Origin of the sequence: Paraburkholderia aromaticivorans (assembly GCF_002278075.1) — a bacterium.
GTDB classification, from domain to species: domain Bacteria; phylum Pseudomonadota; class Gammaproteobacteria; order Burkholderiales; family Burkholderiaceae; genus Paraburkholderia; species Paraburkholderia aromaticivorans.
Map to the genome: position 1 here is coordinate 404,277 of NZ_CP022992.1, position 23,861 is coordinate 428,137.

The 23,861-nt window shown below is 59.6% G+C and carries 20 protein-coding genes, 8 pseudogenes and 1 other annotated feature; of the genes and pseudogenes, 7 read left to right on the forward strand and 21 right to left on the reverse strand.

Annotated features, from left to right (window positions below; translation table 11 throughout):
• Positions 1–53: 53 nt before the first annotated feature.
• From CJU94_RS38270 to istA, 4 genes and pseudogenes are all read right to left on the reverse strand, one after another.
• Positions 54–1,058, reverse strand: coding sequence for a tyrosine-type recombinase/integrase (locus CJU94_RS38270; protein ID WP_095423714.1), 1,005 nt, complete (start codon positions 1,056–1,058; stop codon positions 54–56).
• Positions 1,055–2,047, reverse strand: a complete 993-nt coding sequence (locus tag CJU94_RS38275) for a tyrosine-type recombinase/integrase (RefSeq protein ID WP_095423715.1) — start codon at positions 2,045–2,047, stop codon at positions 1,055–1,057. The genes CJU94_RS38270 and CJU94_RS38275 overlap by 4 nt, the downstream gene beginning before the upstream one ends.
• Positions 2,044–3,306 carry a site-specific integrase gene (locus CJU94_RS38280; protein ID WP_095423808.1) on the reverse strand — a complete coding sequence of 421 codons (1,263 nt, stop codon included), beginning with the start codon at positions 3,304–3,306 and terminating at the stop codon, positions 2,044–2,046. Before CJU94_RS38280 ends, CJU94_RS38275 begins: the two co-directional genes overlap by 4 nt.
• 155 nt (positions 3,307–3,461) lie before the next feature.
• Positions 3,462–4,106 (reverse strand): annotated as a pseudogene (istA, locus tag CJU94_RS38285) (IS21-like element ISBmu3 family transposase); the annotation flags it as partial.
• 585 nt (positions 4,107–4,691) lie between these two features.
• Between istA and CJU94_RS38290 the strand changes: the two are divergent.
• Genes CJU94_RS38290 through CJU94_RS38300 form a run of 3 tightly spaced genes read left to right on the forward strand, consistent with a single transcriptional unit; the run spans position 4,692 to position 7,298 of the window.
• Positions 4,692–5,339, forward strand: a complete 648-nt coding sequence (locus tag CJU94_RS38290; RefSeq protein ID WP_244221176.1) for a tyrosine-type recombinase/integrase — start codon at positions 4,692–4,694, stop codon at positions 5,337–5,339.
• Positions 5,336–6,298: a tyrosine-type recombinase/integrase gene (locus CJU94_RS38295; protein ID WP_095423717.1), complete on the forward strand. Its 963-nt coding sequence runs from the start codon at positions 5,336–5,338 to the stop codon at positions 6,296–6,298. The genes CJU94_RS38290 and CJU94_RS38295 overlap by 4 nt, the downstream gene beginning before the upstream one ends.
• A complete protein-coding gene (locus CJU94_RS38300; RefSeq protein ID WP_095423718.1) occupies positions 6,291–7,298 on the forward strand; it encodes a tyrosine-type recombinase/integrase in 1,008 nt (335 codons plus the stop codon). Before CJU94_RS38295 ends, CJU94_RS38300 begins: the two co-directional genes overlap by 8 nt.
• 100 nt (positions 7,299–7,398) lie before the next feature.
• On the opposite strand, the pseudogene tnpC reads toward CJU94_RS38300, so the two are convergent.
• The 6 genes and pseudogenes from tnpC to CJU94_RS42100 all read right to left on the reverse strand — a co-directional run.
• Positions 7,399–8,733: pseudogene (gene tnpC, locus CJU94_RS38305) on the reverse strand (IS66 family transposase); the annotation flags it as partial.
• Positions 8,734–8,762: 29 nt separating this feature from the next.
• Complete coding sequence (tnpB, locus tag CJU94_RS38310; protein WP_095423719.1) at positions 8,763–9,107, reverse strand: IS66 family insertion sequence element accessory protein TnpB; 345 nt, start codon at positions 9,105–9,107, stop codon at positions 8,763–8,765.
• The gene (gene tnpA, locus CJU94_RS38315; RefSeq protein WP_244221177.1) at positions 9,104–9,529 is read right to left on the reverse strand and encodes an IS66-like element accessory protein TnpA; all 426 of its coding nucleotides are present in this window, start codon (positions 9,527–9,529) and stop codon (positions 9,104–9,106) included. Before tnpA ends, tnpB begins: the two co-directional genes overlap by 4 nt.
• 80 nt (positions 9,530–9,609) lie before the next feature.
• A complete protein-coding gene (locus tag CJU94_RS38320) occupies positions 9,610–10,767 on the reverse strand; it encodes a tyrosine-type recombinase/integrase (protein ID WP_095423721.1) in 1,158 nt (385 codons plus the stop codon).
• Between the two features lie 134 nt (positions 10,768–10,901).
• Positions 10,902–11,450, reverse strand: a pseudogene (locus CJU94_RS38325) (IS481 family transposase); the annotation flags it as partial.
• 98 nt (positions 11,451–11,548) lie between these two features.
• Complete coding sequence (locus CJU94_RS42100; protein ID WP_244221179.1) at positions 11,549–11,860, reverse strand: hypothetical protein; 312 nt, start codon at positions 11,858–11,860, stop codon at positions 11,549–11,551.
• Positions 11,861–12,448: 588 nt separating this feature from the next.
• Here CJU94_RS42100 and CJU94_RS38335 point away from each other — a divergent pair.
• A pseudogene (locus tag CJU94_RS38335) lies at positions 12,449–13,017 on the forward strand (transposase); the annotation flags it as partial.
• Positions 12,739–12,855 (forward strand) — a sequence feature (AL1L pseudoknot). (Overlaps the previous pseudogene by 117 nt.)
• Positions 13,018–13,060: 43 nt before the next feature.
• Here CJU94_RS38335 and CJU94_RS38340 read toward each other — a convergent pair.
• Both CJU94_RS38340 and CJU94_RS38345 read right to left on the reverse strand, forming a co-directional pair.
• Positions 13,061–13,360, reverse strand: a pseudogene (locus CJU94_RS38340) (integrase core domain-containing protein); the annotation flags it as partial.
• Between the two features lie 7 nt (positions 13,361–13,367).
• Positions 13,368–14,764, reverse strand: a pseudogene (locus CJU94_RS38345) (IS30 family transposase).
• Positions 14,765–14,809: 45 nt separating this feature from the next.
• On the opposite strand from CJU94_RS38345, the pseudogene CJU94_RS38350 reads away from it, so the two are divergent.
• Positions 14,810–15,112 (forward strand): annotated as a pseudogene (locus CJU94_RS38350) (integrase core domain-containing protein); the annotation flags it as partial.
• A gap of 1 nt (position 15,113) precedes the next feature.
• On the opposite strand, the gene CJU94_RS38355 reads toward CJU94_RS38350, so the two are convergent.
• The 9 genes and pseudogenes from CJU94_RS38355 to CJU94_RS38395 form a co-directional block, all read right to left on the reverse strand.
• A complete protein-coding gene (locus CJU94_RS38355; RefSeq protein ID WP_095423724.1) occupies positions 15,114–15,518 on the reverse strand; it encodes an IS110 family transposase in 405 nt (134 codons plus the stop codon).
• Between the two features lie 39 nt (positions 15,519–15,557).
• A pseudogene (locus CJU94_RS38360) lies at positions 15,558–16,115 on the reverse strand (transposase); the annotation flags it as partial.
• Between the two features lie 29 nt (positions 16,116–16,144).
• Entirely contained in the window at positions 16,145–16,429 is a 285-nt protein-coding gene (locus tag CJU94_RS38365; RefSeq protein WP_095423725.1) for a transposase, read from the reverse strand.
• 88 nt (positions 16,430–16,517) lie between these two features.
• Entirely contained in the window at positions 16,518–17,282 is a 765-nt protein-coding gene (locus CJU94_RS38370; RefSeq protein WP_095423726.1) for a substrate-binding domain-containing protein, read from the reverse strand.
• Entirely contained in the window at positions 17,279–18,094 is an 816-nt protein-coding gene (locus CJU94_RS38375; protein WP_095423727.1) for a TlpA disulfide reductase family protein, read from the reverse strand. Before CJU94_RS38375 ends, CJU94_RS38370 begins: the two co-directional genes overlap by 4 nt.
• Positions 18,095–18,119: 25 nt before the next feature.
• Entirely contained in the window at positions 18,120–18,620 is a 501-nt protein-coding gene (locus CJU94_RS38380) for a DsrE family protein (RefSeq protein WP_157763899.1), read from the reverse strand.
• 105 nt (positions 18,621–18,725) lie between these two features.
• Complete coding sequence (locus tag CJU94_RS38385) at positions 18,726–19,487, reverse strand: DsbC family protein (RefSeq protein ID WP_095423729.1); 762 nt, start codon at positions 19,485–19,487, stop codon at positions 18,726–18,728.
• A complete protein-coding gene (locus tag CJU94_RS38390) occupies positions 19,484–20,272 on the reverse strand; it encodes a sulfite exporter TauE/SafE family protein (RefSeq protein WP_095423730.1) in 789 nt (262 codons plus the stop codon). The genes CJU94_RS38385 and CJU94_RS38390 overlap by 4 nt, the downstream gene beginning before the upstream one ends.
• 5 nt (positions 20,273–20,277) lie before the next feature.
• Positions 20,278–20,997, reverse strand: a complete 720-nt coding sequence (locus CJU94_RS38395) for an MBL fold metallo-hydrolase (RefSeq protein WP_095423731.1) — start codon at positions 20,995–20,997, stop codon at positions 20,278–20,280.
• Positions 20,998–21,106: 109 nt separating this feature from the next.
• Between CJU94_RS38395 and CJU94_RS38400 the strand changes: the two genes are divergently transcribed.
• Together CJU94_RS38400 and CJU94_RS38405 are read left to right on the forward strand one after the other, a co-directional pair.
• Positions 21,107–22,372 (forward strand): NAD(P)/FAD-dependent oxidoreductase, encoded by a 1,266-nt coding sequence (locus CJU94_RS38400; RefSeq protein WP_244221180.1) that lies wholly within the window; start codon positions 21,107–21,109, stop codon positions 22,370–22,372.
• A 400-nt stretch (positions 22,373–22,772) separates the two neighbouring features.
• Complete coding sequence (locus tag CJU94_RS38405) at positions 22,773–23,756, forward strand: IS110 family RNA-guided transposase (protein WP_095423733.1); 984 nt, start codon at positions 22,773–22,775, stop codon at positions 23,754–23,756.
• Positions 23,757–23,861: the final 105 nt, after the last annotated feature.

A 23,861-nucleotide genomic window follows, 5' to 3' on the forward strand; every position in this document is an offset into this window, starting at 1 on the left:
CGCACATTTGTATTGTTGTCGGGAGGGGCTCGAATTTCTGGGCACATAACGGGCTACAGCGCGTTGAGCCATTCGATGAGTGATTTGTCGTCCTTCCAGACTGCGCGAGTGCGGGATGCCCCCGAATTCGAAGGACCTATCTCGCAAGCACGTAACGCCTCGGTCTTTGCGCGTAACGTCAGCTCGGCATAGCGATTAGTGGTATCGAGGCTAACGTGTCCGAGCCAGCCTCGAATGACGTTGACTTCGACACCGGATTCAAGGAGGTGGACGGCGGCAGTATGGCGAAAAAGATGAGGACTGACATGTCGCGGCTGCGGACCGTCCGTGTCCCACGGCGCTGCATGTCGCCGGACTATCTTGTAGATACCAAAGCGCGTCAGGGGGCGGCTTTTACCTGCGCCGAACACCGGACCATTGGGCAATGTGCGTTGCTCATCGAGCAGTTGTTGAAGATATTTTACTGTTTCATCCCAGAGCGGGCACACGCGCCACTTGTCGCCTTTGCCGTGCAGATGGACCTTGGCTGGATGCGCTAGATCGAGATGGTCCCTACGAAGTTCGGCGACTTCCTGAACCCGGGCACCCGTGTTGTATAGAAAGAGCAACAGTGTTCGGTCGCGAAGTGCAAAACGCCCTTGCTTTGGAAGAGACCGAAACAACGCTGTCACCTCCTCCTGCTCGAGGTAATGGGTGTCGGGCAATGATGTCCGCTTGACGGGAATCGCTGCGATTTGCTGGCATGCTGCCAACATCTCCGGCACGCGCAACGCGAGGTACGCGTAGAAGGTATTCAGCGCCGCCCGCCGCTGGTTGCGAGTACGCACGGAGTTGCCGCGCTGCTGCTCCAGATACTTGAGGAACGTCAGAACGCGTTCGAAGGTGAGGTCCTCGACCGTCAGAGAAGTAATTGAAATGCGGCGTTGCTCGGATACAAATCCGAGAAACAGGCGAACTGTGTCGCGATAGCTTCGAATCGAACCTTGACGCAGGCCTTTCTGCACGGGAAGGTGATCGATAAAGAATGACTGTATCAATGAGCCGAGAGATGAGTTCATGATGGGAGAACCTCCCTGAGAGTTGCCGCGGCGAATGCCTTGTAACGGCGATTAGCCTGCTCAAGGAGCTCAGGTGTCGTAGACAAGTACACCGCGGTGGAGCTCACGTCGACATGCCCCATGAACGTCGAGAGCGCGAGGAGATTTGCCTGTGGATCAAGGCCGAGACGGTACCATCGTGTGAGCACGCCCACGGCGAATGCGTGGCGGAGATCGTGCAAGTGCGGATACGAGATGCCCAGTGGAATCTCAAGGTGCAGTTTGGGAATGAGGGCGTGAAAAGTCTGGCTGATCGTGCATGGGTTGATTGCCCGTCCACCACGCAAGCAGAACAGCGGACTCTCATCCTGAGCTGGGCATGTGGATGCTGTTTCGCGTTGGCGCAAATGCTTGGCAAGCAATGCCCCAAGCTTCGGGCCGAAAGGTACCAGCCGGCTCTTGTAGAACTTCGTTTCGCGGATGATGAGCAGTTGACGAGGAAGGTCAACGTCCTTGATTCGCAGCCTGCAGACCTCACCGACCCGCAATCCGAGTCCGTACAGAACAGCGAAAATGACGAAATACGTGTCACCTCGCCCTATGGTGCCGCCTTTATCGGGAAGCGTCTTGGCAAGCGCAAGCAACTTCTTAATCGACGCCCTGTCGAAAATGAAAGGCGTTCGTTCATATCGTGATCGGCGCGGTGGTGATCGCAGTGGCGTCGCGACAAGCCTCCCATGATTGACGAGATACGCGAACAACCTCCCAATCGTACAGCGCAGATGGTTGTAGCTTCTTGGGTGTGGTCGCGGACGCGAGAGCAGGAACTCGTCTACGACGGTTGGAGTTACTTGGGAAAAGCTGCGGATCTGCTTGCGTAGCAGGTATGCGTCGAGTAGAGCGAGTGCCTTCTCTTCGACGTCGAAACGCCTGCCCAACGAGCGCTTGTAGCCGAGGAATTGTTCGATATCTGGCCCAAGAAAGCTCCGGAAGCGGGTAGGAGATCTCATAGCACATCCTCCCCATCGCCTTGCGCGACATCGCGTAGTTGATCAATTGCCAGCTTGCCGTATATCTGGGTCGAAGAGATGCTTCGATGGCCAACATAGTCGCCAATATGCTTGAGTGAGAAATGAGCATTCAACAAGCGCTGTACGCAGCTGTGCCGTAGTACATGTGAGCCTGCTCGTGGAACGTTGACGCCTGCCTTGCGAATGAAGTGGGCAGCCCGGCATACCACGGCCGCGTGACCAATCGGAGCGAGCGGCGCCGACATGCGCATGAAAACCTCGCGATGCGTTGTGGCCGGTCGTCCATTCTTGAGGTAGTCGACGATCGCCGATCCGGCCACTGCCGAAAGCGGATAAGTGGTAGTGTTGCCTGCCTTGCGGTCCCGGATTCTAAACCGCTCGTTGCGCCAGTCGATATCGTCCAGGGTAAGCGAGGCAACTTCGCACGCCCGCAGGCCATATGTAGCCAGTAGCAACAACATCGCGTAGTCGCGCCTGCCACAGGGAGAACGCCGGTCAACGCTCGCCAGGACCTGTTCGACCTGGTCCCAGCTGATAGATCGGGGGATACTTGCGTGTCGATATGATTGTGGAAACTCGACGAGCGGGCTCAGGTCCCGGGATAAGACTCCTTCCCGATACAGATAGCGCAGAAAGACGCGCAACGTTCCGCAGGCGTTACGAAGAGTTGTCCATGCAATACGTGGACCATACTCGGCAATGAACCCGCTGATTACGGTTGGCGAAACAGCCCGTAACCGGATGCCGTTGCGTTCGAGGTGGGTGGCGAATTGATGCAGATGGAAACGGTAGTGGAGAATGGTACGTGGGCGAAGACCCTTCTCCTCAACAAGAAACGCCATAAAATGCGGAGCCTCTCGTTCGAACGGGTTATCCGGCTTGTGTGGACGACCTGGGCCATCGTAACCCTCAACTACTAGGCGAAGCATCTGGCAAATAGGATTGCGGACCTCATGAGAGAACTTGCTCCGCCGGGCAGCACTGCGTCCGCGCCCATGTCGACGAATCCACGTTTGCACAAACGGTTCGACGTAGTCGCTTAGCTGCGCGAAATCCCTCGCACCGTGCGCCTTCGCGTACTCCCCAAAGCTCATCAGCACGGGCACGCGATGCAACACACTACGTGCCGTGTAATGAGCCTCCGTCAGCCACGTGACGTATTCCTCAATCGCCGGAGCGAGCCAGGACGCACGAATGCGGTCGACGGTCTCCGGACGAAAGTAGTAGTGTTCGAGCATGACAATCTCCCAAGGAAAGCGGGAAATCACCATGCCACAGCAAGCGCGTTATGTTGCCTCGCAGTGCAGCAGAGTCGCTCTCAACGTCCAGGTGAAGGCGAATCGCCACATAACGGCCTCGGGCACAGAACCTCGATTTTGTTCCCGGCAACAAAATCGAACACCAGCAACTCGGGAACGCCGCCGTAGAATTCCAACGCGTCGATCAGGCTGCCGATCCAGTCGGGCATGGTCTCGGAACGCGTCGCACATGCATAGGTGTAGTTCGAGGCGCCGAGAACGGCCACGAACACGTGGGCCTTGAACGCGACGCCGCCGTCGCGGCCGAGGATCGGCACGGTTTGCCCGGCGAAGTCGGCGAACAGCTTCTCGCCGGCGCGGTGTTGCTGGCGCATCGAGCGCTTCAGCGCCGCAGCCCAGTCCTTGTACCGCTGGCAGAACTGCGTATAGCGATAGGTGCGTTGGCCTGGGTGAGCCTCGACGTACTCCTCCCAGAGCAGTTGCAGCGTCACGCCCTTGCGGCGCAGGTCGCGGTGCATCGCCGCGTAATCCGGTTCGACCCGGCGGGTCGGGACCGCGGTTTCCTCCGGCAGGTCCAACCTGATCTCGAGCTCGTCGTCGGCGAGCGGTTCGACGGTAGCCCAGTCGAGGCCCGCCGCGCTCGCGCGCGCGGCGTATGCCGAGATGGCGCCGACGCTGATGCCGATCGCGCGGCTGATCTGGCGGTGCGACAGGCCGCACGCCCACTTCAGCCGCAGTACTTCCTTCAGTTTGCGCATGCTCATCCGATGTGCCGGCATCAACCTGTCCCCTAAAAAGGATCAAGGCTAACGCCCGTCGTTGATCACATGCGCAACACCACCGCCGAGCCAGAACGGCTATCCCGTTTCGGTCGAGTGATCAGCTGTTTCGGTTCACTGATCACTCATTCCGGGAACGTGATCACCCGTTTCGGCAAGATGATCGCTCGTTTCGGAAACCGGTGATCAGCGATCACCTTCGACCGAAACGGCCGATCACCATCAATCGGAACCACCGATCACGTTCAACCGAAATCGCTGATCACGTTCGCCGAAATACGCATCCTGGGCGCGTGCGCTGTCCCCCGGTATCTTTGCGCAGAACCGGATTCGGTACAACAGGAGGTGTGTCGTTTCACTGAGTACCTCAAGGACGTTTGCGGCCTTGCCGAGTGCACGCGATATCAGCGTGGTCGAATCATTCGCGATTTCTTGCATCAACGCTTTGGTCGCGGACCCATCGACATGGAGCGGCTAACGATTCGGGATGTCCGTCGATTCGTGACACGTTACCCTGACGGGTGCAAAGCCGGAACAGCTCACGTAGCGGGCATAACGTTGCGCAGTTATCTGCGATTCAGGAGCATGCAATATAACGAGCAGGTCGCAGAGTTGATCGCGGCGGTGCCGAACGTAGCAGGATGGAGGTTGGCGGCATTACCTCAAACGCTTTCGGACGCAGCGATCGGACAGCTCCTGAATTCCTTCCATCACGAAACGGCGGCCGACTTGCGTGATTACGCAATGGTACGTTGTCTGGCAGATATTGGATTGCGTGCTGCGGAAGTCGTGCAAATACAGCTCGACGATTTAAACTGGCGCGACGGCACGCTGCAAATCCGTCGCACCAAATCGCGACGGGGCTACGTCATTCCGTTGCCGGAGCCAACAGGTCATGCGATCGCCGACTATATCCGGTTAGCCCGAAGAACAACGACGACCTCCCGCGCCGTCTTTGTACGGCACTACGCGCCTTCCGACCTTCCGTTGGGAACCGGGCGTGTCCATCAGGCGGTGCATGCCGCATATGTTCGCTGCGGCTGGACTGACCAATCTGGAACTCATCTTCTGAGGCACAGCGTGGCCCGACGGCTGCTTCGTTCCGGCTCGTCGTTGAAGGAAGTGGCTGACGTACTGCGCCATCAAAGCATCGACACCACCGCGATTTACACGAAGATCGACCTGCAAAGCATGGAGGCTGTCCCGCTCCCCTGGCCGGGGAGCAAATCATGAAACGCTTCGTCAACTCGGCTGACACTATGGTATCGCTGGCGCAAGCATATCTCGCCGAACGACGCTGTCTTGGCTTCGACCTCAAGATCTCTGGGCACGTATTGATGAACTTTGCCCGCTTCGCAGACGCGCTGGGGCATCGTGGTCCGATCACGGAAGATCTGACTCTTACCTGGGCGCACTCGACACCGAGCGAAAGGGCCATTACATGGGCGCGTCGGATCGAGGTAATCCGGCCCTTCGCGAAGTATCTCAGGCAGTTCTATCCCGATACAGTTGTTCCGCGACGTGACCTGTGCGGGCGGGCCCATCGTCGTCTGGCGCCGCACATCTACACGGAGCAGGAACTCGGCGAACTCCTCACGGCGTCGGTGGCAATGTTACCCGTCGGTTCGATCAGACCGCTTACATATGAAGCGCTGTTTGGATTGATTGCGGCAACCGGCTTGCGTATCTCGGAAGCCATCAATCTCTCTCGAGACGACGTGAATCTTGCCGAGGGCACGCTTACGGTGCGTGAGACGAAGTTTCACAAATCGCGCGTTATTCCGATGCATCCTACCGTAACTCTGGCCATGAAGCGTTACGCTACTCGCCGTGCGCTGGTCGTCGCCGCAGAGCCGTGCGTTTCGTTCTTTGTGAATCTTGATGGCAGGAAGTTGCAGGCCCGAACGGTGCATTGGGTGTTCGGTCGGCTTCGCGAGCAACTCGGGTGGACTTCTCGGGGTGACCACGCGTTGCCCCGAATCCATGATCTTCGCCATACGTTTGTGTGCCGGTGCATTCTCAAGTGGTATCGGGACGGCGTGAACGTCGACAACCGGATGATTGCGCTGTCGACATATCTGGGGCACGTGAAGCCGAGCGATACCTACTGGTATCTGACTGCGGTTCCCGATCTCATGGAAATCGTGAGCCAGAAATTTGCGCGCTTTGCTGAAGGGGTACGTCATGACTAAAACCTGCCTGGCTCCTTCCTTTGCGACGCTCCTGCAGGACTTCTTCGTCGAACGGTTGATGCAGCAACGCGCGGTGAGCCCGGAGACGATATCGAGCTATCGCGATTCGTTTCGTCTGTTTCTTCAGTTCGCATCGGATCGCCTCGGGAGGTGCCCAACTGATCTGACGCTGGCGGACATGGATGCACCTCTGATCCTGGCGTTTCTGCGACACCTCGAAGTTGAGCGGCGCAACAGCACGCGGACCCGCAACGTTCGACTCGCAGCGTTGCGCTCGTTCCTGAAGTACGCAGCACACCGTGACGTCGCGTCGTTGGCCGTTATACAGCGTGCACTTTCCGTGCCGATGAAGCGTTGCGATAAACCTATGGTCGGATTCCTGTCACGCGAAGAGATTCAGCAACTGTTGACGGCGCCTGACCCGGACACTTGGGCGGGTCAACGCGACAGGGTTCTGCTGGCAACGATGTATAACACGGGGGCGCGCGTCTCGGAGATCCTGGCACTACGCGTCCATGATGTCGTCCTGGATACATCACCCTTCGTTCATATTCTTGGCAAAGGACGTAAGGAACGAACGGTGCCTTTATGGCGATCCACGGCAAGGCTCATCAGGGGGTGGTTGCCGCAGATCCAGGATGCATCAAGTCAGAGGCTCTTTCCAAATCGATCGGGAAACGCAATGACACGCTCCAATGTCGCCGATCGGATGAGAATTGCCGTAACGCGCGCGAAGGACCAATGTCCGCAACTCGCCAAGCGACGTGTTTCTCCGCACTTGGTTAGGCACGCGACTGCCATGCATCTACTTCAATCAGGGGTCGACCTGTCGGTCATCGCCTTGTGGCTGGGACACGAAAGCCCGTCGACAACACATGGCTATATGGAAGCTGATCTGACAATGAAGGAGCGAGCGTTGAAGAGGATTCAGCCGCCGCAAGTAAAGAATCGTCGATATCGACCACCGGACCGCATCCTTCAGTTCCTGGAGTCGTTGTAATTATGCGTAGCTCGCCGAACCGCGAATCCTTGCGGATCGCTTCGGCGACTCGCATGGCACTATTCGACAGTGACGGACTCAACATAATTTCTGGCTGCGCATTATTCCTTCCCAGACTGACGCAGCGCAAGGCGTTTTCGGCCAGGGCGTTGCTGATTTCGATGCGACCATCTTCGCAGTACAGAACAAGCGCATCCCATTGATTGAGCGAGTAGCGGATCGCTTTGGCCAGCTCGGACTTTGTCGACAGGATTGCGATCTTCTGCATCATCCACGCATTGATGGCTGCAAGCACCGGCAGGCTCTTGTGCTGTCGTACCAGCTGCCGTTCGTCTGGCGGTGCGCCACGGATATGAGCCTCTATGTCATAGAGTTCGCCGATCAGCTCGAGCACATACCGCGTCGCCTCGGTCGGTGTACGGACGTGAACATCGTATATGTACCGTCTCGCGTGATCCCAGCATGCAGCCTCACGGATCCTGCCGCCCTCGTACAACTCGTTAAAGCCATCGTAAGCGTCGGCCTGCAGGATACCCTCGAATCCGGCGAGATGAGTCTGCGGATGAATGCCTTTGCGGTCAGGCGAGTAAGCGAACCAGACTGCGGCGGGATCCCTCGATCCCGAACGGCGATCATCGCGAACATAGACCCACAGGCGTCCCGTGCGGGTCTTCCTGTTACCCGGAGCAAGCACCGGGATCGGCGTGTCATCCGCGTGCAGCTTGAACGCTGCCATCGTGTAGACCCGCAGCGCTTCGGTCAATGGCTCGCACAGGGCTTCGCATTGGCCGACCCAGCGCCCCATGCTTGCAGGATCGAGCTTCACGCCATCGCGCGCGGCAATGGCCGATTGCCGGTACAGCGGCTGATGATCCGCAAACTTCGAAACGAGGATGTCAGCCAGCAGGCTCGGATGGGCGATGCTGCGCTCAATCGGCAGGCCAGGCATCGGTGGCTGTGAAAAGTGATGGCAGCAGGGGCAGACTGCCTTGCGCCGGATCGTGCGAATCACCTTGAACGCAGCAGTGACGCGGGCGAGTTGCTCGGACACGTCCTCGCCAAGTGGGTGCATGGGGCTGCCGCAGTCCGGGCAGCTTGAACCGGGATCAAGCGCATGCTCTTCGCGCGGCAGATGCGGCGGCAACGTTTCCTTCGGGGCCGTTGCACCGATGGACGCGCTCGTGCCCGACGCGCGGGCACGTCGAACATCGGCGACGCCACGTCCCCCGGTCAGATCCTCCAGTTCGGTCTCAAGCCGCTCGATCTGCCGGTCCAGTTGCTCGGACTTGCGGCCAAACTGCATCCGTTTCAGTTTGTCGATCTGGGCCTTGAGCTGTTCGATCTCGATATCACGCTCGGCAAGCTGGGCACGGGCCTCAATCAGCAAGGCCTTGAGCGCATCGACGTCATCAGGAAGCTGGGCATCATCCGTCATGCGCGGAGTTTACGCGCGCGCCAAAGCGTTTACAACATCGATAGCACCGCCGTTCGACGTGGTTGCCGCCAATCGATGCCTTCGAGCAACATCGACAACTGTGCGTGGGTCAGATGGATCTTGCCGCCGTCAGCCTGCGGCCAGATAAAACGCCCTCGTTCGAGCCGCTTCGCGAGGAGCCAGAGTCCGTCCTCTGTGGCCCACAAAATCTTTATCAGGTCACCGCGGCGCCCCCGAAAAATGAAGACATTGCCGCCCAGCGGATTCTCCTCGAGCGCCATCTGCACCTTAGCCGCCAGCCCCTGGAAGCCGCAACGCATGTCGGTGACGCCTGCCGCGATCCAGATGCGAGTGCCTGCCGGCAGGCCGATCATCGCAACAACTCCCGGATCAGCAGCCGCAGCACGTTCGGCGACACCTCGCCTCGAATTCTCAAGCGTGCCCGGTCGAACTCGATCTCGCAAAGATCCTCTGACGACGGTGCTGCATCGATCGTCATCGGCGGCGTATGCTCGGCGGTCTGGGCGTCGAGATGCACCGGCAGCAGCGACGGCACCTCAGGTTCCTGCCTCGGCGCCGCGCTCTCCGGCAGCGTTGGCAAACCGTATTCCCCCGCCAGATAAAGCCGTCGCCATTTAAACAACAGGTTCGCATTGATATCGTTGCTGCGCGCGATCAACGCCACCGACGCGCCCGGTTCGAGCGATTGTTCGACCAGTCGCCGTTTGAACTCGGTCGGAAAGTTCGGCCGCTTATAGGCGCCGTTTGCGGCGCGCTCGTCCCACGTCTTGTCCACTTTGGTATCCACCATAATTTGGTGCACACCAAACTACCCAAAACCTCAATCAGCACACCAGAACGGCCCATGCGAGGCGCTTACGTGGTATCGACGTCGCGATGTCGCAGCACTGCGCCGATCGCCTGTAGCGTCAGGCCTTGGCGCAACCAGCCAGTGGCGGCGGAATGACGAAACAGATGGGCGCCGAGCGAAGGTGCCTTGACTCCGGCGCATCGGATGGCGCGTTGGGCGGTTGATGAGATTTGTCGTGCGGCGACCGGCGTGAAGGGAGCACGGACAATCAGGAACACGCCGTCGCCCGCGACTGCAGGACGGGCCGTGCCAAGGTAGTGCAACAGTGCATCGCCTACGTCCTGCGGCATGGGCAACCAGATCTCCCTGCGTGACTTGCCCGTCACACGCAATCGACCGTGTGTCCAGTCGAAGTCGCCCAAGCGCAGACCGGCGACGTCGCCGGCGCGCAGGCCCAGCCGGGCGAGTAGTAACAACACAGCGCGATCGCGCACGCCGAGGGCTTGACTCGGATCGCATGCATTGAGGATCCGTTCGATATCGACGGGTTCGAGATAGCGCGGCAACCCACTCTGTCGCCAGCGCGCGACCCGAGGAATTGCGTGCCGCAAGCCATCGGCGCACTCCTGATGGGCGACAAGAAAGCGCACGAAGGCGCGTACCGCCGAGACCACGTTGCCGGCCTTGCTACGGCTGAAGCCGCGTGATTGCGCGAGAACGAATGTACGCAATTGAGCAGCGGTGTAGGAGCGGGGTTCGGTGCCAAGCGTGTCTAGCAGCCGCCTGACCACAAGCCCGTATGTGTCAAGGGTTAGCTCGCACACGCCCCGATGTTGGCCCATCCACATGCGAAACCTTGTCTCCAGCGGCGGCAAGACCTTCGTCACCTCCGGCACAACCCCACTCTGACGGAGATACAACATGAAGCGGCGGGCGCCGCAGTAGGCGTTCGAGCGCTCGTGCGCGCGCTTGCCACTACGGCCGTTCGCCAGATGGGTGCGATAGGCCGTCATGCTGGACTCGTCGAGCGTCGCGACGCTTGCATGGCCGTTGACCTGCGCCCAGTTCATGTATCGCGCAGCGGCGAAGATGTAGCTGCGGATTGTCTGGGTACCGTAGCCGCGGCTGGCTAGCCAGTCCGTAAAGCCATCCAGGTATGTACCCGCGCCATTCCGACAAAGCCTCTCTCGAGACCGGATGTCAAAGACGTAGTTGCTGACCATCGTGTCCCCCAATCGGTAAGGATGGAGAGCCCACTTTATGCAGCACGATGGTCGTCGACAACCGGCGGAACGCACCGAGAAACAGAGGCTTGCGGTCGCAAGCGCGATTCAACTCCGCATATTCCTGAACTCTGCATTCGCCAGAGCGCATTGACGTGCTCGACCTCGAAGCTGCGTACCTCAAGCTTCTCGAGACGATCGCGGGCGAGCATCGCTCCGGTGCTCGTATGACGCGGCTTGCGTTCGCGATACATCCCCTGGGCGCGCAGGTAACGGCGCAGTGTCGTATAGGACGGTACGCCCACCTCGCCGAGTATGACCTTGAGGTTGTCGTAGTGGAGCTGGCATGTCCAGCCTGGGTGCTGGCGATATTGCGCGCGGATCGACTGTACCGCTGCGGGCGACAGGAGTGCGCCGGCGCCAGAAGGACGTTGGCGGTTGCGAAGGGTGTCCACCGGGTCGTGGGCGGCCTTGCGGGCCTTGTAGAACCATCGCTCGATGGTCGAGCGGCCGAACTGGACATCGTCGCCGGTCACCGGATGACGCCAGCGTTTGGTGGCCAGCACGGTGATGAGTTCGCGCAACTCGCCGGGTTCAGGTGGTGCGGCAAGCAAGGGGCCCACGATCGCAAAGCGCAGCCGCGCCCAACGATCCCGCAAGGGTAAATCGTGAAGTTCAGTCATGCTCTCTCCAGGGATGCGGCGCATCGCACCGCGATTCAAGGCAGAGGCGAGACTACAGGCGCGTTCCGAGGGGGGCGAGCGAGAAGTTCTGCGGGCGGCTACCGTCCCTCACTCACGGCGCCCATGGCGCTTGCGCTGGTGAGTGGAGCAAGCCACAGCAGCAGGCACAGCAGCGGCTCGGGAGGTCGCGTCGCGACAAAGCGTTCGAGCAGGCTCACCGGTGCCAGCCCGGTATCGATGGGCGGCATGAACGCCGCCTGTCCGAGCGTCCAGAATGGTGTGCTGACGAAGTCCGTGGTCCACCACTTGCGCCATCTGGCGATCGTCGCGGGCGGCACGCCAAGGGCGTCGAGCTGGCGCATTGCCGCAGCCGAACCCGCGCTAGCCCGGGTGGCGCTGACGGTGACCATGATTGCGCCGACGTAGACGCGCCGGCCAAGAAAGCGCACGGAGAAAGGCGTGGTACGGCGGCGACAGCCAGCGCAGCAGAAGCTGTGGCGGAAATCGCAGTGGCAGCGGGCTTCGCATGAAACTCCGCGCGGCTTGCGTGGGTAACGGGCGCTATGCAGTACGCCGCCGCAGCGGCAACCCTGTTCCCGGGTCTGATCGGCGTAGTCCTGATCAATACGTAGCAACAGGCGATAAAAATTGGGGGCGTTGGCTCTCACGTGGCACACTGGGGGAGTCTCTGTTCTTGGCAGACGTGAGACTCTCCCTTGGGCATCGTTTGTGCAAGATGCCTGAGGGAGATCCCCCTCTCTACATCACGCTGGACGCCCAAAACACCCCGAATTCCCATCAACCAACGCGCTCATGCTCATTCGAATGCGCTGCGCGTACCAGGAGGCAGCACAACACCAAAGGTTTTGAGCACCCCGCGGATCTGGTTGTACAGGCCGGTACGCATACTGACCAACTGACTGCGCGCTCCAAGAAGCAGTCGGACTTTGAAGCGCCCCGGGATTTCCGGAGGCTCCAATTCTTGAGAAAATGGAGCTATGGAAAACACCAAGAAGAAGTCCCCAAGGTACTCGCCGGAAGTTCGTGAGCGGGCTGTGCGAATGGTACTGGAACATCAAGGCGACCACGAATCGCAATGGAAAGTGATCGCGTCGATCGCAGCGAAGTTTGGCTGCTCAGGCGAGACGCTGCGTAGCTGGGTACGCAAGGCAGAGCGGGATCGGGGTTTGCGCCCGGGCAAAAGCACGCAGGAGCAGGATCGGCTCAAGGAGCTGGAGCGGGAAGTGCGTGAGCTTCGGCAGGTCAACGAAATCCTGCGCAAGGCGTCAGCGTATTTCGCACAGGCGGAGCTCGACCGCCGACCGAAGTGATGATCACGTTCATCGATGATCACCGGCACGTCTACGGGGTCGAGCCGATCTGCAGGGTGCTGCCGATCGCACCGTCGACGTACTACACGCACGTGGCGCGCCGCGCCGATCCTGGCCTGATGCCACCGCGGGTCGAGCGCGACCGGATGCTCAAGGATGAGATCCGGCGTGTGTGGGAGGAAAACTTCCAGGTCTACGGCGCAGACAAGGTCTGGAAGCAATTGAAGCGGGAAGGCATTGTGAATCGGCCCGGGTTTCCCGGAGACCGTTTTGCTTGAGTCACGCCCCCATGGCGGACCCAGCGAGTTGACGATAGTAAGCTGCTTCGGCTTCGGCGGGTGGAATGTTGCCAATCGGCCCGAACAGGCGGCGGTGATTGAACCAGTCGACCCATTCGAGCGTCGCCAGCTCGACGGCCTGCAGATTGCGCCACGGACCGCGTTTATGAATGACTTCCGCCTTGTACAAGCCGTTGATCGTCTCGGCCAGAGCATTGTCGTACGAGTCGCCAACACTGCCCACCGACGGCTCGATACCAGCGTCCTTCAGGCGCTCCGTGTAGCGAATCGAGACATACTGCTTAGGTTCAAGGAGTCGTCGCAACACCCGTCATCAAGTCGCGAATAGTAACTCGTCTAGCGCTTCTCCAGGTGTCTTCCATCCGAGAGTTTTGCGTGGTCGGCAGTTTAGGGCGTTGGCGACCGCGTCGAGTTCACGCTCGGAGTATCGGCTGATGTCGGTGCCTTTGGGAAAGTATTGTCGAAGTAGGCCGTTGGTGTTCTCATCGGTTCCGCGCTGCCACGGGCTTTGTGGATCGCAAAAGTAAATTTCTAAGCCCGTGTCGATCTTTAGCTGCGCATGCTGAGCCAGCTCCGCTCCTTGGTCCCATGTCAGCGATTTGCGCAAATGATCAGGCAGCTTGGCAATCTTCGCGGCGATAGCGTTGCGAACAGCCTCGGCTCCGTGCCCCGCTAACGCTGGTCCGTTCTTCAGTCGCGTACCAGAACCGTGGCCTGGCATGCGAGGAAGATGCAGAAGCATCGTGAAGCGGGTTGTTCGTTCAACCAGCGTACCAATCGCGGAGCTGTTCAGGCCGATAATCAGGTCGCCTTCCCAGTGGCCCGGCACCGCGCGATCATCAACTTCTGCCGGACGCTCACTGATCATAACTTCGGAGGTGATGAAACTTTTGCCCCGTTGTTCCGTTCTGGCGCGTGGCACGCGCAGCGCCCGGCCCGTACGCAGACACGCGGACAGTTCTCGTCGTAGAGCTCCCCGGCCCTGAATGTAGAGCGCCTGATAAATGGCTTCGTGCGAGATCCGCATAGACATATCGTCCGGATAGTCGACTTGCAAGCGACGACTGATCTGTTCTGGACTCCAGCACGTACCCCAGCGTCGATCCGCCCGGCGACCGTGTCGTCGTCCCTTCCACGGTACGTTCGGACCGGCAATCGGCTTGCCTCGTGAATCAGTAACCGCTCCGGCTAATCGATTCTGAACATATGCTCGCAGCTGTTCGTTCTCTGCCAGTTTGGCGGCTTTCGGACGTTCCGCCGCGCGCTCGGCCTTCCATTGAGCGACTGTGGCCCGATACGTTAGCGTACCACTACGGGTCGCTGCGTTCCGCCGCAATTCTCGCGAGATTGTCGAAGGCGAGCGACGCAACTGTCGCGCGATCTCACGAACCCCGTGACCTTGAGTCAAGAGCAATGCGAGTTCTTCGCGCTCGGAGAACGACAGGTAGCGACCAGAGCTTGGCGCCAGCTCGATCGGCGCCATGCCTCCCGCTTCACGGAACCATCGTGGACCCAGGGGGCGCGACATGCCGCACGCCAAAGCGGCGCCTTCGCTCTCCATTCCCTCGGCAATGCATTTCCAGAATGCTTTCTTCGTTTCCAACTGATTAACGCCAGGTCTACCGGGCGACGGCATCATCGGCCGCCCTGTTCGTTGCGAGGCCCAACCTCGTGGTCTTCCCATTTAACACCTCCATTATTAGAGGTGTTGCGACGACCAGTTGAATCCGCCCAATGCGTATCGATCCGCTATACGGATCGGTTGGTCGACGCTGGCATCGAGCCGTCAGTGGGCAGCGTCGGCGACTCCTACGATAACGCAGTGGCTGAAACGATCAACGGCTTGTACAAGGCAGAAGTGATCCATCGCCTTGGTCCGTGGCGCAACCTGCAGGCCGTTGAAATGGCGACGCTCGAATGGGTGGACTGGTTCAACAATCGCCGGCTGTTCGGCCCCATCGGAGACATTCCCCCTGCCGAGGCAGAAGCCGCTTATTATGAGCAACTCGCTGGGTCCGCCATCGGGGCGTGACTCAAGCAAAACAGCCTCCGAAAAACCCGGGGCGCTTCACTTCGTGGCTCGCGATACTCTTGACCTCGACGGCTCGATACCAGCCACTGCGCGTAAGTTGAGCAATACCGCGCGTGTCATTGCTGTCGGTCTTGTTCAATTGTGTTGCGAGCGCCGCGTGCACGTGACGGGCATGAATGCAATCAACAGGAACACCTCGATTTCGCAGTGCGTGATAGAACCATACTGCGAGAGGGCCCGTTTCCATGCCGACGCGCCGGACCTCGGGGGCCTGCTGTCGGATGATGCTGTCAATAGCCTGCGGATCCGATGCTACTGTTCCGCGCCAGACGGGGTTACCGTCCGCATCGATTACGCAAACCGCCGTCGACTTCTGCGATACATCGAGACCCACATACGTTTCCATGGCAGCCTCCGTCGTTAGCCGGAGACGCAATTACAGCATGTGATTGGCGTGCGTGCCTTCGCGTTCCACCAGGGCGTGCAACCGGCGGTAGCCGAATCGACGACGTTCGTGCGCCAACTCCACCAGACGCGCCGCTAGCACCTCATTCTCGTGGTCCGGCTTCGCGTCGTAATGCAGCACGCTGCGAGAAAGCCCGACAAGCCGGCAGGCGCGGCGCTCGGAGATGTTGACCTTCTCCCGAATCGCCGACACTGCTTCGCGTTTGGCTTGCGGGCTCAGGGCTTTCCCTTGACGACGACCTTCAACGCTTCCATATCGAGCATTGCTTCGGCCAGCAGTTTCTTCAGCCGGGCATTCTCCACCTCGAGGTCCTTGAGCCGGCGGGCTTCCGAGTGGATAGCGTCAACTGTCTTGTACGACCGGACACTGTAATTGTCGCGCTCCATCCGAGACTTCCATGCCGCCGAACTTCGCACGCCAGGTGTAGAACGACGCATCACTGAACCCGTGCTTCCTGCACAGTTCCTTGACCGGCATACCGGCCTCGGCTTCCTTCAGAAACCCGATGATTTGCTGTTCCGTAAAGCGCTTCTTCATGTTCGTCTTCTTCTCCGAAACGAACTTTACTAGACTCCGGCTGGCCCTGTTTGCAGGGGGCAGGTCATTCCGGGATCGGCGTAATCGAGCCACCGGATGATCGCCGCCGCCTCGCTCACCGTCTTACTGTCCAGCAGACCGGCACGGTACTGCCTGCGCCACTTGAACACCATGTTCGGATTCAGGCCGCGCGACTGTGCGAGCTTCGCCACCGAGATGCCCGACTCGCACGCTGCTATCGCAACCTCGCGCCGGAATTCAGGTGTGTAATTCGGCCGCCCTTTGTGGCTCCTGGCACTGTCGATCTCTGTCATCAAAGTGATCCCCACTACTCGAAGTGATGGGCATCACTTTGGACTCACGCGACTACGCTGTCGATGCGGCCTCGAAATAACGCTTACCTTATGGATCTGTTTTCCAGCCCCATTTTCTGAAAATTGCAGCGCCTTCCTTCGACTCGAGAAAGTCGACGAACTGCCTTGACGCCGGCTGATCTGCGCCGAGCCGCGTGATGGCGGCACCGGCGTCACGATAGATGGCGTACGCCGACTTGATCGGCACGACATCGGCAAGCGATGGATTGGCGACCTGCCAGATGTTCCAGATCAGCCATACATTGCTCTCTGGATGGTCGGTCCACGTCGTCTTCGCCTCAGCACTATTTTTCGCATAGCCGACGATGTTGCTGCGGAGAGCCTTTACCTGCGCAATGCTACCGAGCCGCCCGGCGACGTCTTCCCATACGCCGTTCTGTCCCGCGCCGTTGACGACGAGTATCTTTACGCCCGGTTTGAGCAGATCGGTGAATCGCCGGATGTGCATGGGATTGCCAGGCCGCACCAGCATCGCCATTGGCCGCAGATAGAGCGGCTCAGGCGCGTTTGGCGTGAGCTGGTCACCCATTGCGTCGACAAAATCCGACATCATGGTTTCAGACCCGCTGTAGATGATGTCCGCATCATCTTTCGCCTTGCTGATCCAGGTCGGCGTGGGTCCGGCGGTGACCGACACGGACACGCCGGTCTTTTTCTGGAACGCCGCGGCGGCTTCCTTCATGACAGGTGCGGGACCGCCTGGACCATACACGTTCAGCGTAGTTTGCGCGTGGACCGCAGCGGAGAACAGCGCCGTCGCGATCCATGCAGGCAGGATGGGAAACCGTTTCATGAGGGAGCTCCTGAAATATCTGCTGGATAGAAGCTGGTGACCGCCTGTCTGAACGTCGCTTTCGAAAACGGACCAAGGTGCGCGGCGAGCAGGTGGCCCTGCGCATCGTAGAAGAGCGTGGTTGGAAAGCCGACCGCACCCACGGCGGCCGCGACGGCATGCGTTGGATCGAGCAGGGAGTTCGTGATGTCCAGATGGTGTGTCGCCAGAAAGTCGTCGACGGTTCGCGCTGCCTCGCCCTGGTTCACGAAGACAAGGCGTACGCCCGGATAGTCTGTCTGCGCCTGAGCGAGAATGGGCATTTCCGCCTGGCAGGGACCGCACCAGGTCGCCCAGAGATTGACCACCGTTGGCACACCGTCTCCTGCCGATAAAGGCCTCGTGTGGCCCGTCCCGACAGGCAACGATATTGCCGGCAGCGTGGCGGTGGGGCGCGCAAACTCCGCGGCTGCGCTTGCTGTGCCCCAGACGACTGCACCCGCTGCAATGGCGGCCAGCAAAGGTAGTCGGATGGAGCGCGATCGCATGAGAAAGTACACAACCGCGCAGGCCCCCGCGACGAGGCCACTGACCGCATCAAAACCGCGATCACGGATGTCAAACGCTTTCATAAGGTCGCCGCTGTAGTCGGGCAGATACCGGATCACGAAGCCTGCACGGGCCACGACCAGTCCGGCCAGCACGGCGCAGAAAATTGCGGATTCAACGCGCGCGTGACCGCGCTCGAGCCAGAGCCCGGCGCACATGGCAACGCCTACGCTGAAAATGAAGATCAGCGGCTGCAGGGGTAACGCAAAATGTCCGACGTTCACGCTTCGCCTCGCCCCGCTGCGTCTGTCAAAGCGGTATCAGGCTGTACCCGTCCGCCTGGAGAACCGCGAGCGTCGTGAGGGCAGACAGTGAGTGCGTCACCGCCGGCATCACCCATTCGGGCGCAAACTGGTTTGCAATCAGCGCCTGCGCGCAAACTGTAACCTCAACATTCGCCTCGCACAGCGCGGCGATAAGATCCACGCTCGGGTTCGGTGTTCCGTCATACGCCTGGTGCCAGGCATCGTCTAGCACGACCGACGTAGCGTCTCCATGCACGACTGCGACGAAGTGAAGGTGAGCGGCCGGAACGCCAGACATCCTGAACAGATTCACCGCGCGGGCGACCCTGTTCAGTGAAGGGTTCGGCATGTCCTTTTGCCTGCCGGCGCTGCTTATGGAGAAGACGAGGCGATAGTGCGCTGCCGGATCGGGCAGGTGCGCCGCGCCATCGACTGCATGGGCAGCGCCGAAACGGGCAATGGACGGACCCGACCCGGTCTCTGTTGTCGATGAGTCAGGCGTCACGGCGGGCTCCATTTCTTGCTGACAAGCTGTCGCTGTTGATATGGCCATTGCTCCCGGCGAGGATGAAGGCGTCCAGGTGCGATGCCCGACTTATTGACCCCACGCTCATGATTTGCCCGCATCCAGTGCGCTGTTCAGTTCGTCCAGCGGCAGCGCGCCGGTGCGTTCTGTACCGTTAGAAAAAATGATCGTAGGTGTTCCGCTGATGCCAAGGCTCCGTGCGAGCGCGAGGTTACTGCTGACGGCTGCTGCATTGCACGAGGTGCCCCGCGGCGGCTTCGTACCATTGAGCATCCACGATGACCAGGCAGTGTGCCGGTCCGGGGAACACCAGATTGCATCCGACATGGGCTTCGAATCGGGCGTCAGGATCGGAAAAAGGAACGTATAGATGGTGACGTTATCGAGCTTCTGGAGGGTCTGCTCAAGCCGCTTGCAATAAGGGCAATACGGGTCCGCAAAGACGGCCATCCGGCGACTGCCATCGCCCTTGACGGTCCTGATCGCATTGGCGAGCGGCAGGCTCGAAAAATCGATTCTTGAACTGTCCTGCAGGGCGACCTGTGTGAGATTGCGACGGGTGCGGCTCTCGATCATCTGGCCGACAAGGAGATAGTTGGCCGATCGATCCGTGTAGATGAGCTGCTTGCCCACATTCACCTCGAAGATGCCTGCGAGCGGCGTTTTCGCGACGGACGTTACGTCGATGTCCGGGCCAGGATTTTTGCGCAGCATGTCCTGAATTTCCGCCCGCGTTGGTGCCGATGGCGGAGCTGCGATGGCAGAAAGCGAAATGCCTGCCGTCGCGAAGGTGACAAAGGCATGCCGTGCAAGACGCGTTGCCCACATTGACTGGATCATGTTCATCGGGCCTGCCAGGAGTTATAAAGCATGTAAGCCGCCACGGAAAGAATCATTGCCGAAAATACAAGATTGAGGGCACCGCGTTTGCGGGCCAGCCGGCTAGCCGCACGGGTGCCGAGCCAGCCGCCGACCACACCACCGCCGACGAACTCTGCAGCGATGAGCCAGTCCACCTGTCCCGAGATTGAATAATTGACCGCCGTTGTCAGACCGAACGATCCAACCGCAAACAGGGAGGTCCCGATTGCATCCATGATCGGCAGGCGACCTGCAAACATCAGCCCGGGCACAACGAGAAAGCCGCCACCGATTCCGAAAAAACCCGACAGGCTACCGGCGCCAAGGCCCGTGCCGCAAAGGCGCGGATACGGCGTCGGATAGGCCGCAATGGTCGAAGCGGCCTGCTGCTTCGGCCGCAGCATCAGGAATGCAACGACACACATCAGAAACGCGAAATAGGTGACCAGCTTCTGTCCGTCGACGAGCTTGCCAACGGTCGAGCCTAACGCGGCACCGAGCACGCCGCTGGCGGCAAACGCGAAGGCCGGCCCCCATCGCACGTGCCCGGCTCGTGCGTGCGGAATCATGTTGATGTAGGCACTAGCCGCGACCGCCAGTGCCGCTGTACCGATTGCAATGTGGGGATTGCGCAGGCCCACCACATACAGGATGAGCGGCACGGCGAGGATTGATCCGCCGCCGCCCACCAGTCCGAGCGAAAAACTGACAAAACCGCCGCATAACGCAGCAGCCACGCCCTGCGTCGTGGCGTCCGCAGCGAAAACCATGAGTTCTACCCCTGACGCTGTGGCAGCGTTGACGGCTGGCCGCATGCGAGGTTAGCCGGGATTGCAACGTCCATCATTTTCGGGTTCGGCAGATGCAGCCCGTTCATGATTTCGACATACTCGGCCTCGGTTTTGCCCGCAAGGCGGGGATTGAATTTCTTCTCTTCGCCGATACTCGAAGCCGTCCAGCCCTTGTAGTCGTGTGCCGGATACAGCGTCGTGTCATCGGGCAGCCTGAAAAGCTTGTTGACGATCGAATCGTAGGAACGATGGGGATCGCCACCCTGGAAATCCGTGCGACCGCTACCACGGATCAGCAGAACGTCGCCCGTAAAGACCGCCGTTGGCGCCGTGGGATTGAGCACGAAGCTGAACGATTCATCCGTATGGCCGGGTGTGTAAATTGCTCGCAGTTCGATGCCGTCGACGCTCAGCACTTCGTCTTCATGGACGTGGCGGGATACGCAGTGCGCTTTCGACAGTTCACCCATGATCGTGACGCACTGTGTCGCATCCCGCAAATCGCCAAGGGCCGTGATGTGGTCGGCATGGGTATGGGTATCGATGGCCTGAACGAGACGCAGGTCGAGTTGCGCGATCACGGTCAGATACTGATCGAGCTGCTCCTTGACAGGATCAATGATCAGCGCCTCACCCCCTACTCGCGACGCGAGAAGATAGGTGTAGGTGCTTGAGGTGGAGTCGAACATCTGACGGAACAGCATGGCCTTATAACCTCAAAAAAAACGCCTTTATTACTTATTGATATAAGCTTATATCTGAGTAGAATATAGACTTGAGAGCATGAAATGTCAACATGAGGGAGCGGGGGCCTTGGCAGAAATCACGGACATCCGGAAGCACTACAGCGTGGTCATCGTGGGTGGCGGCGCTGGAGGGACGAGCGTGGCAGCGCGACTGAAAAAGCTCGACCCGGACCTTGAGATCGCGGTGATCGAGCCGTCGGAATATCACTTTTATCAGCCCGCGTGGACACTGGTGGGCGGTGGGCAGTTCGACATTGCGAAGACGCGTCGGCCGATGCGCGCATGTCTTCCCGCGGGGGTTGAACTCATTCCTGGCCGGGTGGCACTGTTCCAGCCGGAGCAGAATGCGGTGATGCTGGAGGGCGGCCAGAGTGTCGGCTACAAATACCTGGTGGTTGCAGCTGGTATCCAGTTGGACTGGGACGCGATCGAAGGTTTGCAGGAGACGCTGGGAAAGAACGGCGTGACGAGCAACTACCGGTTCGACCTTGCGCCTTATACGTGGGAGTGCATTCAGGCGTTCCGTGGCGGCACCGCCCTGTTTACCCAGCCGCCCATGCCGATCAAGTGTGCAGGTGCCCCGCAAAAAATCCTGTACCTGGCGGCGGATCACTTTCGTAAAAGAAAACTCGCGGCCGACATCCGGTTTATGACGCCGGGGCCCTCGATGTTTGGGGTGCCGTTTTATGCCAAAGCGCTCGACAAGGTGATGGCCGATTACGGCGCGACACCCTGCTTCGGACATCGGCTCGTGAAAGTTGACGGGCCCGGGAAAACCGCGTTCTTCGAAGTCGGCGGTGCCGACGGTAGCAAGTCGGTGCAGGAAATCAGATTTGATCTGCTGCACGTGGTCCCGCCACAAAGCGCGCCGCGATTCATTCGGGAAAGCCCGCTGGCCGATGCTGCCGGATGGGTTGAGGTGGATAAAAATTCCCTGAGGCATGTCCGCTATCCGAATATTTTGGGGCTCGGCGATTGCACGTCAACACCTAACAGCAAGACTGCGGCGGCGGTGAAGAACCAGATGCCGGTGGTCGCTGCCAATCTCATGAAGGCACTGACCGGTCAGGGCGAAACATTGACGTATGACGGCTACGCGTCGTGCCCGCTGACGACGTCGGTCGGAAAAGTCATGCTGGCCGAGTTCTGTTACGACGGCGTCGTGACGCCGAGCTTTCCGATGGACCCGCGTTTGCCGCGCGGGTTTTACTGGTGGCTCAAACAGTCGTTCCTGCCATGGCTTTACTGGAACAACGTCATGAAGGGTAAGCGCTGGCCACTGACCCACAAGCGTCGTGACTTCCCGGAAGCCGTGCCGGCGATACGGCCATAGTGACCCCGGCGGGAGGCTGTCGTGTCCGGTTCCAATGATGCATCCGCAACCCAGGTCTGGCACCTCAAGCGAAATTGCGCGATCTCGCCGCGTCAGTTCGCGATCTTCTACTGTTCTCTCGTAGCATCAACCGAATCGATGAGTTGCTGCCGTGGCGTTTGATGCCGGCGGAGCAGCCGCTCCAGCAGGTTGCGTGACGATGGCATCAACTCGGAAACCCGCGTTACGCGCGGTCAATTCACCGGCACCGGTCTATCAGTTGCACATCGGTAAGCAATGAAATGAACGCGTCCCACCCGTGAACGTGGGAGAAGAGGAAGGTGGATCCTCACGGGCCAACGGCATCGATGTGCCCAAGGTGAAAAATGCTCGCATTTCCCGGCAACCGGAGGACCCACAGATGAATGCTATGCCAGTTGGAATCGACATTGCGAAAAACGTGTTTCAGGTCCACTACGTCGATCAGGAGACCGGCGAGATTGTGAACAAACCGATTAAGCGAGGACAGTTTCTCGAGCACTTCGTGAATCGTGCCCGATGCCGGATCGGGATGGAAGCCTGTAGCGGCGCCCATCACTGGGCGAGGCAGTTGATGCAGATGGGACACGAAGTGAAGCTGATGCCGGCGCAATTCGTGAAGGCATTCAACATCCGCAACAAAAGCGATGCGGCTGACGCGAAGGCGATCTGGCTGGCGGTACAGCAGCCGAGCAAGGTGGTGGCGGTAAAAACTGAGATGCAACAGGCGGTATTAATGATGCATCGACAGCGCGAGCAACTGGTGAAGTTCCGTACGATGCAGATCAATGGCCTGCGCGGGATGCTTGCCGAGTTCGGCGAAGCTATGGGGAAAGGTCGAGCAGCCATGGCCATGGAAATTTCTGTTGTGCTCGCAAGTGTCGAAGAGCGTTTGCCGAAGGTGCTGATCGATTCTCTGCGTGAGCAGTGGGAGCGGATCGAAAAGATGGATGGAGAAATCGCAGCAATCGAACGTCGGCTGCGCGAATGGAAGAAAGAAGACAAGGCAGTGAAGATGATCGGCGAGATTCCTGGCGTTGGGTTGCTGACGGCAACAGCCGCGGTCGCAATGATTGGTGATCCGAAAGCTTTCCGGTCTGGTCGGGAGTTTGCGGCTTGGGTGGGGTTGGTGCCAAGGCAGACGGGTTCGGGCGGAAAGGTGAACCTGCACGGGATCAGTAAGCGCGGTGACCAGTATCTGCGCAAGATGTTGATCCACGGAGCGTGGGTAGATCAGATGAAGACACGGCGACCATCAAACGTAGTGGTGGTCGCGCTGGCGAACAAGATGGTGCGGACGATCTGGGCGATACTGGCCTACGAGCGACCGTATGAAAAAGGCTACATGAACGTGAAACCGGCCTAATCGGTGGACGTGGCGTGGTGTAGAAGATCAACGTTTTACAGGGTGAGCGTCGAAAAGTTGCGTTGGCAATCGTGAGAGATGACAAGACAGGTCGGCCCGAGCCCA

What these genes read in the sequence shown, in the direction of transcription:
- CJU94_RS38320 (WP_095423721.1), bottom strand. Translation starts at nt 10,767, where the DNA reads ATGGTCAGCAACTACGTCTTTGACATCCGGTCTCGAGAGAGGCTTTGT.
- CJU94_RS38370 (WP_095423726.1), bottom strand. Translation starts at nt 17,282, where the DNA reads ATGAAACGGTTTCCCATCCTGCCTGCATGGATCGCGACGGCGCTGTTC.
- CJU94_RS38270 (WP_095423714.1), bottom strand. Translation starts at nt 1,058, where the DNA reads ATGAACTCATCTCTCGGCTCATTGATACAGTCATTCTTTATCGATCAC.
- CJU94_RS38290 (WP_244221176.1), top strand. Translation starts at nt 4,692, where the DNA reads ATGCAATATAACGAGCAGGTCGCAGAGTTGATCGCGGCGGTGCCGAAC.
- CJU94_RS38300 (WP_095423718.1), top strand. Translation starts at nt 6,291, where the DNA reads ATGACTAAAACCTGCCTGGCTCCTTCCTTTGCGACGCTCCTGCAGGAC.
- CJU94_RS38395 (WP_095423731.1), bottom strand. Translation starts at nt 20,997, where the DNA reads ATGCTGTTCCGTCAGATGTTCGACTCCACCTCAAGCACCTACACCTAT.
- CJU94_RS38280 (WP_095423808.1), bottom strand. Translation starts at nt 3,306, where the DNA reads ATGCTCGAACACTACTACTTTCGTCCGGAGACCGTCGACCGCATTCGT.
- CJU94_RS38275 (WP_095423715.1), bottom strand. Translation starts at nt 2,047, where the DNA reads ATGAGATCTCCTACCCGCTTCCGGAGCTTTCTTGGGCCAGATATCGAA.
- tnpB (WP_095423719.1), bottom strand. Translation starts at nt 9,107, where the DNA reads ATGATCGGCCTGCCGGCAGGCACTCGCATCTGGATCGCGGCAGGCGTC.
- CJU94_RS38405 (WP_095423733.1), top strand. Translation starts at nt 22,773, where the DNA reads ATGAATGCTATGCCAGTTGGAATCGACATTGCGAAAAACGTGTTTCAG.
- CJU94_RS38385 (WP_095423729.1), bottom strand. Translation starts at nt 19,487, where the DNA reads ATGAACATGATCCAGTCAATGTGGGCAACGCGTCTTGCACGGCATGCC.
- CJU94_RS42100 (WP_244221179.1), bottom strand. Translation starts at nt 11,860, where the DNA reads ATGGTCACCGTCAGCGCCACCCGGGCTAGCGCGGGTTCGGCTGCGGCA.
- CJU94_RS38390 (WP_095423730.1), bottom strand. Translation starts at nt 20,272, where the DNA reads ATGGTTTTCGCTGCGGACGCCACGACGCAGGGCGTGGCTGCTGCGTTA.
- CJU94_RS38295 (WP_095423717.1), top strand. Translation starts at nt 5,336, where the DNA reads ATGAAACGCTTCGTCAACTCGGCTGACACTATGGTATCGCTGGCGCAA.
- CJU94_RS38365 (WP_095423725.1), bottom strand. Translation starts at nt 16,429, where the DNA reads ATGACAGAGATCGACAGTGCCAGGAGCCACAAAGGGCGGCCGAATTAC.
- CJU94_RS38355 (WP_095423724.1), bottom strand. Translation starts at nt 15,518, where the DNA reads ATGGAAACGTATGTGGGTCTCGATGTATCGCAGAAGTCGACGGCGGTT.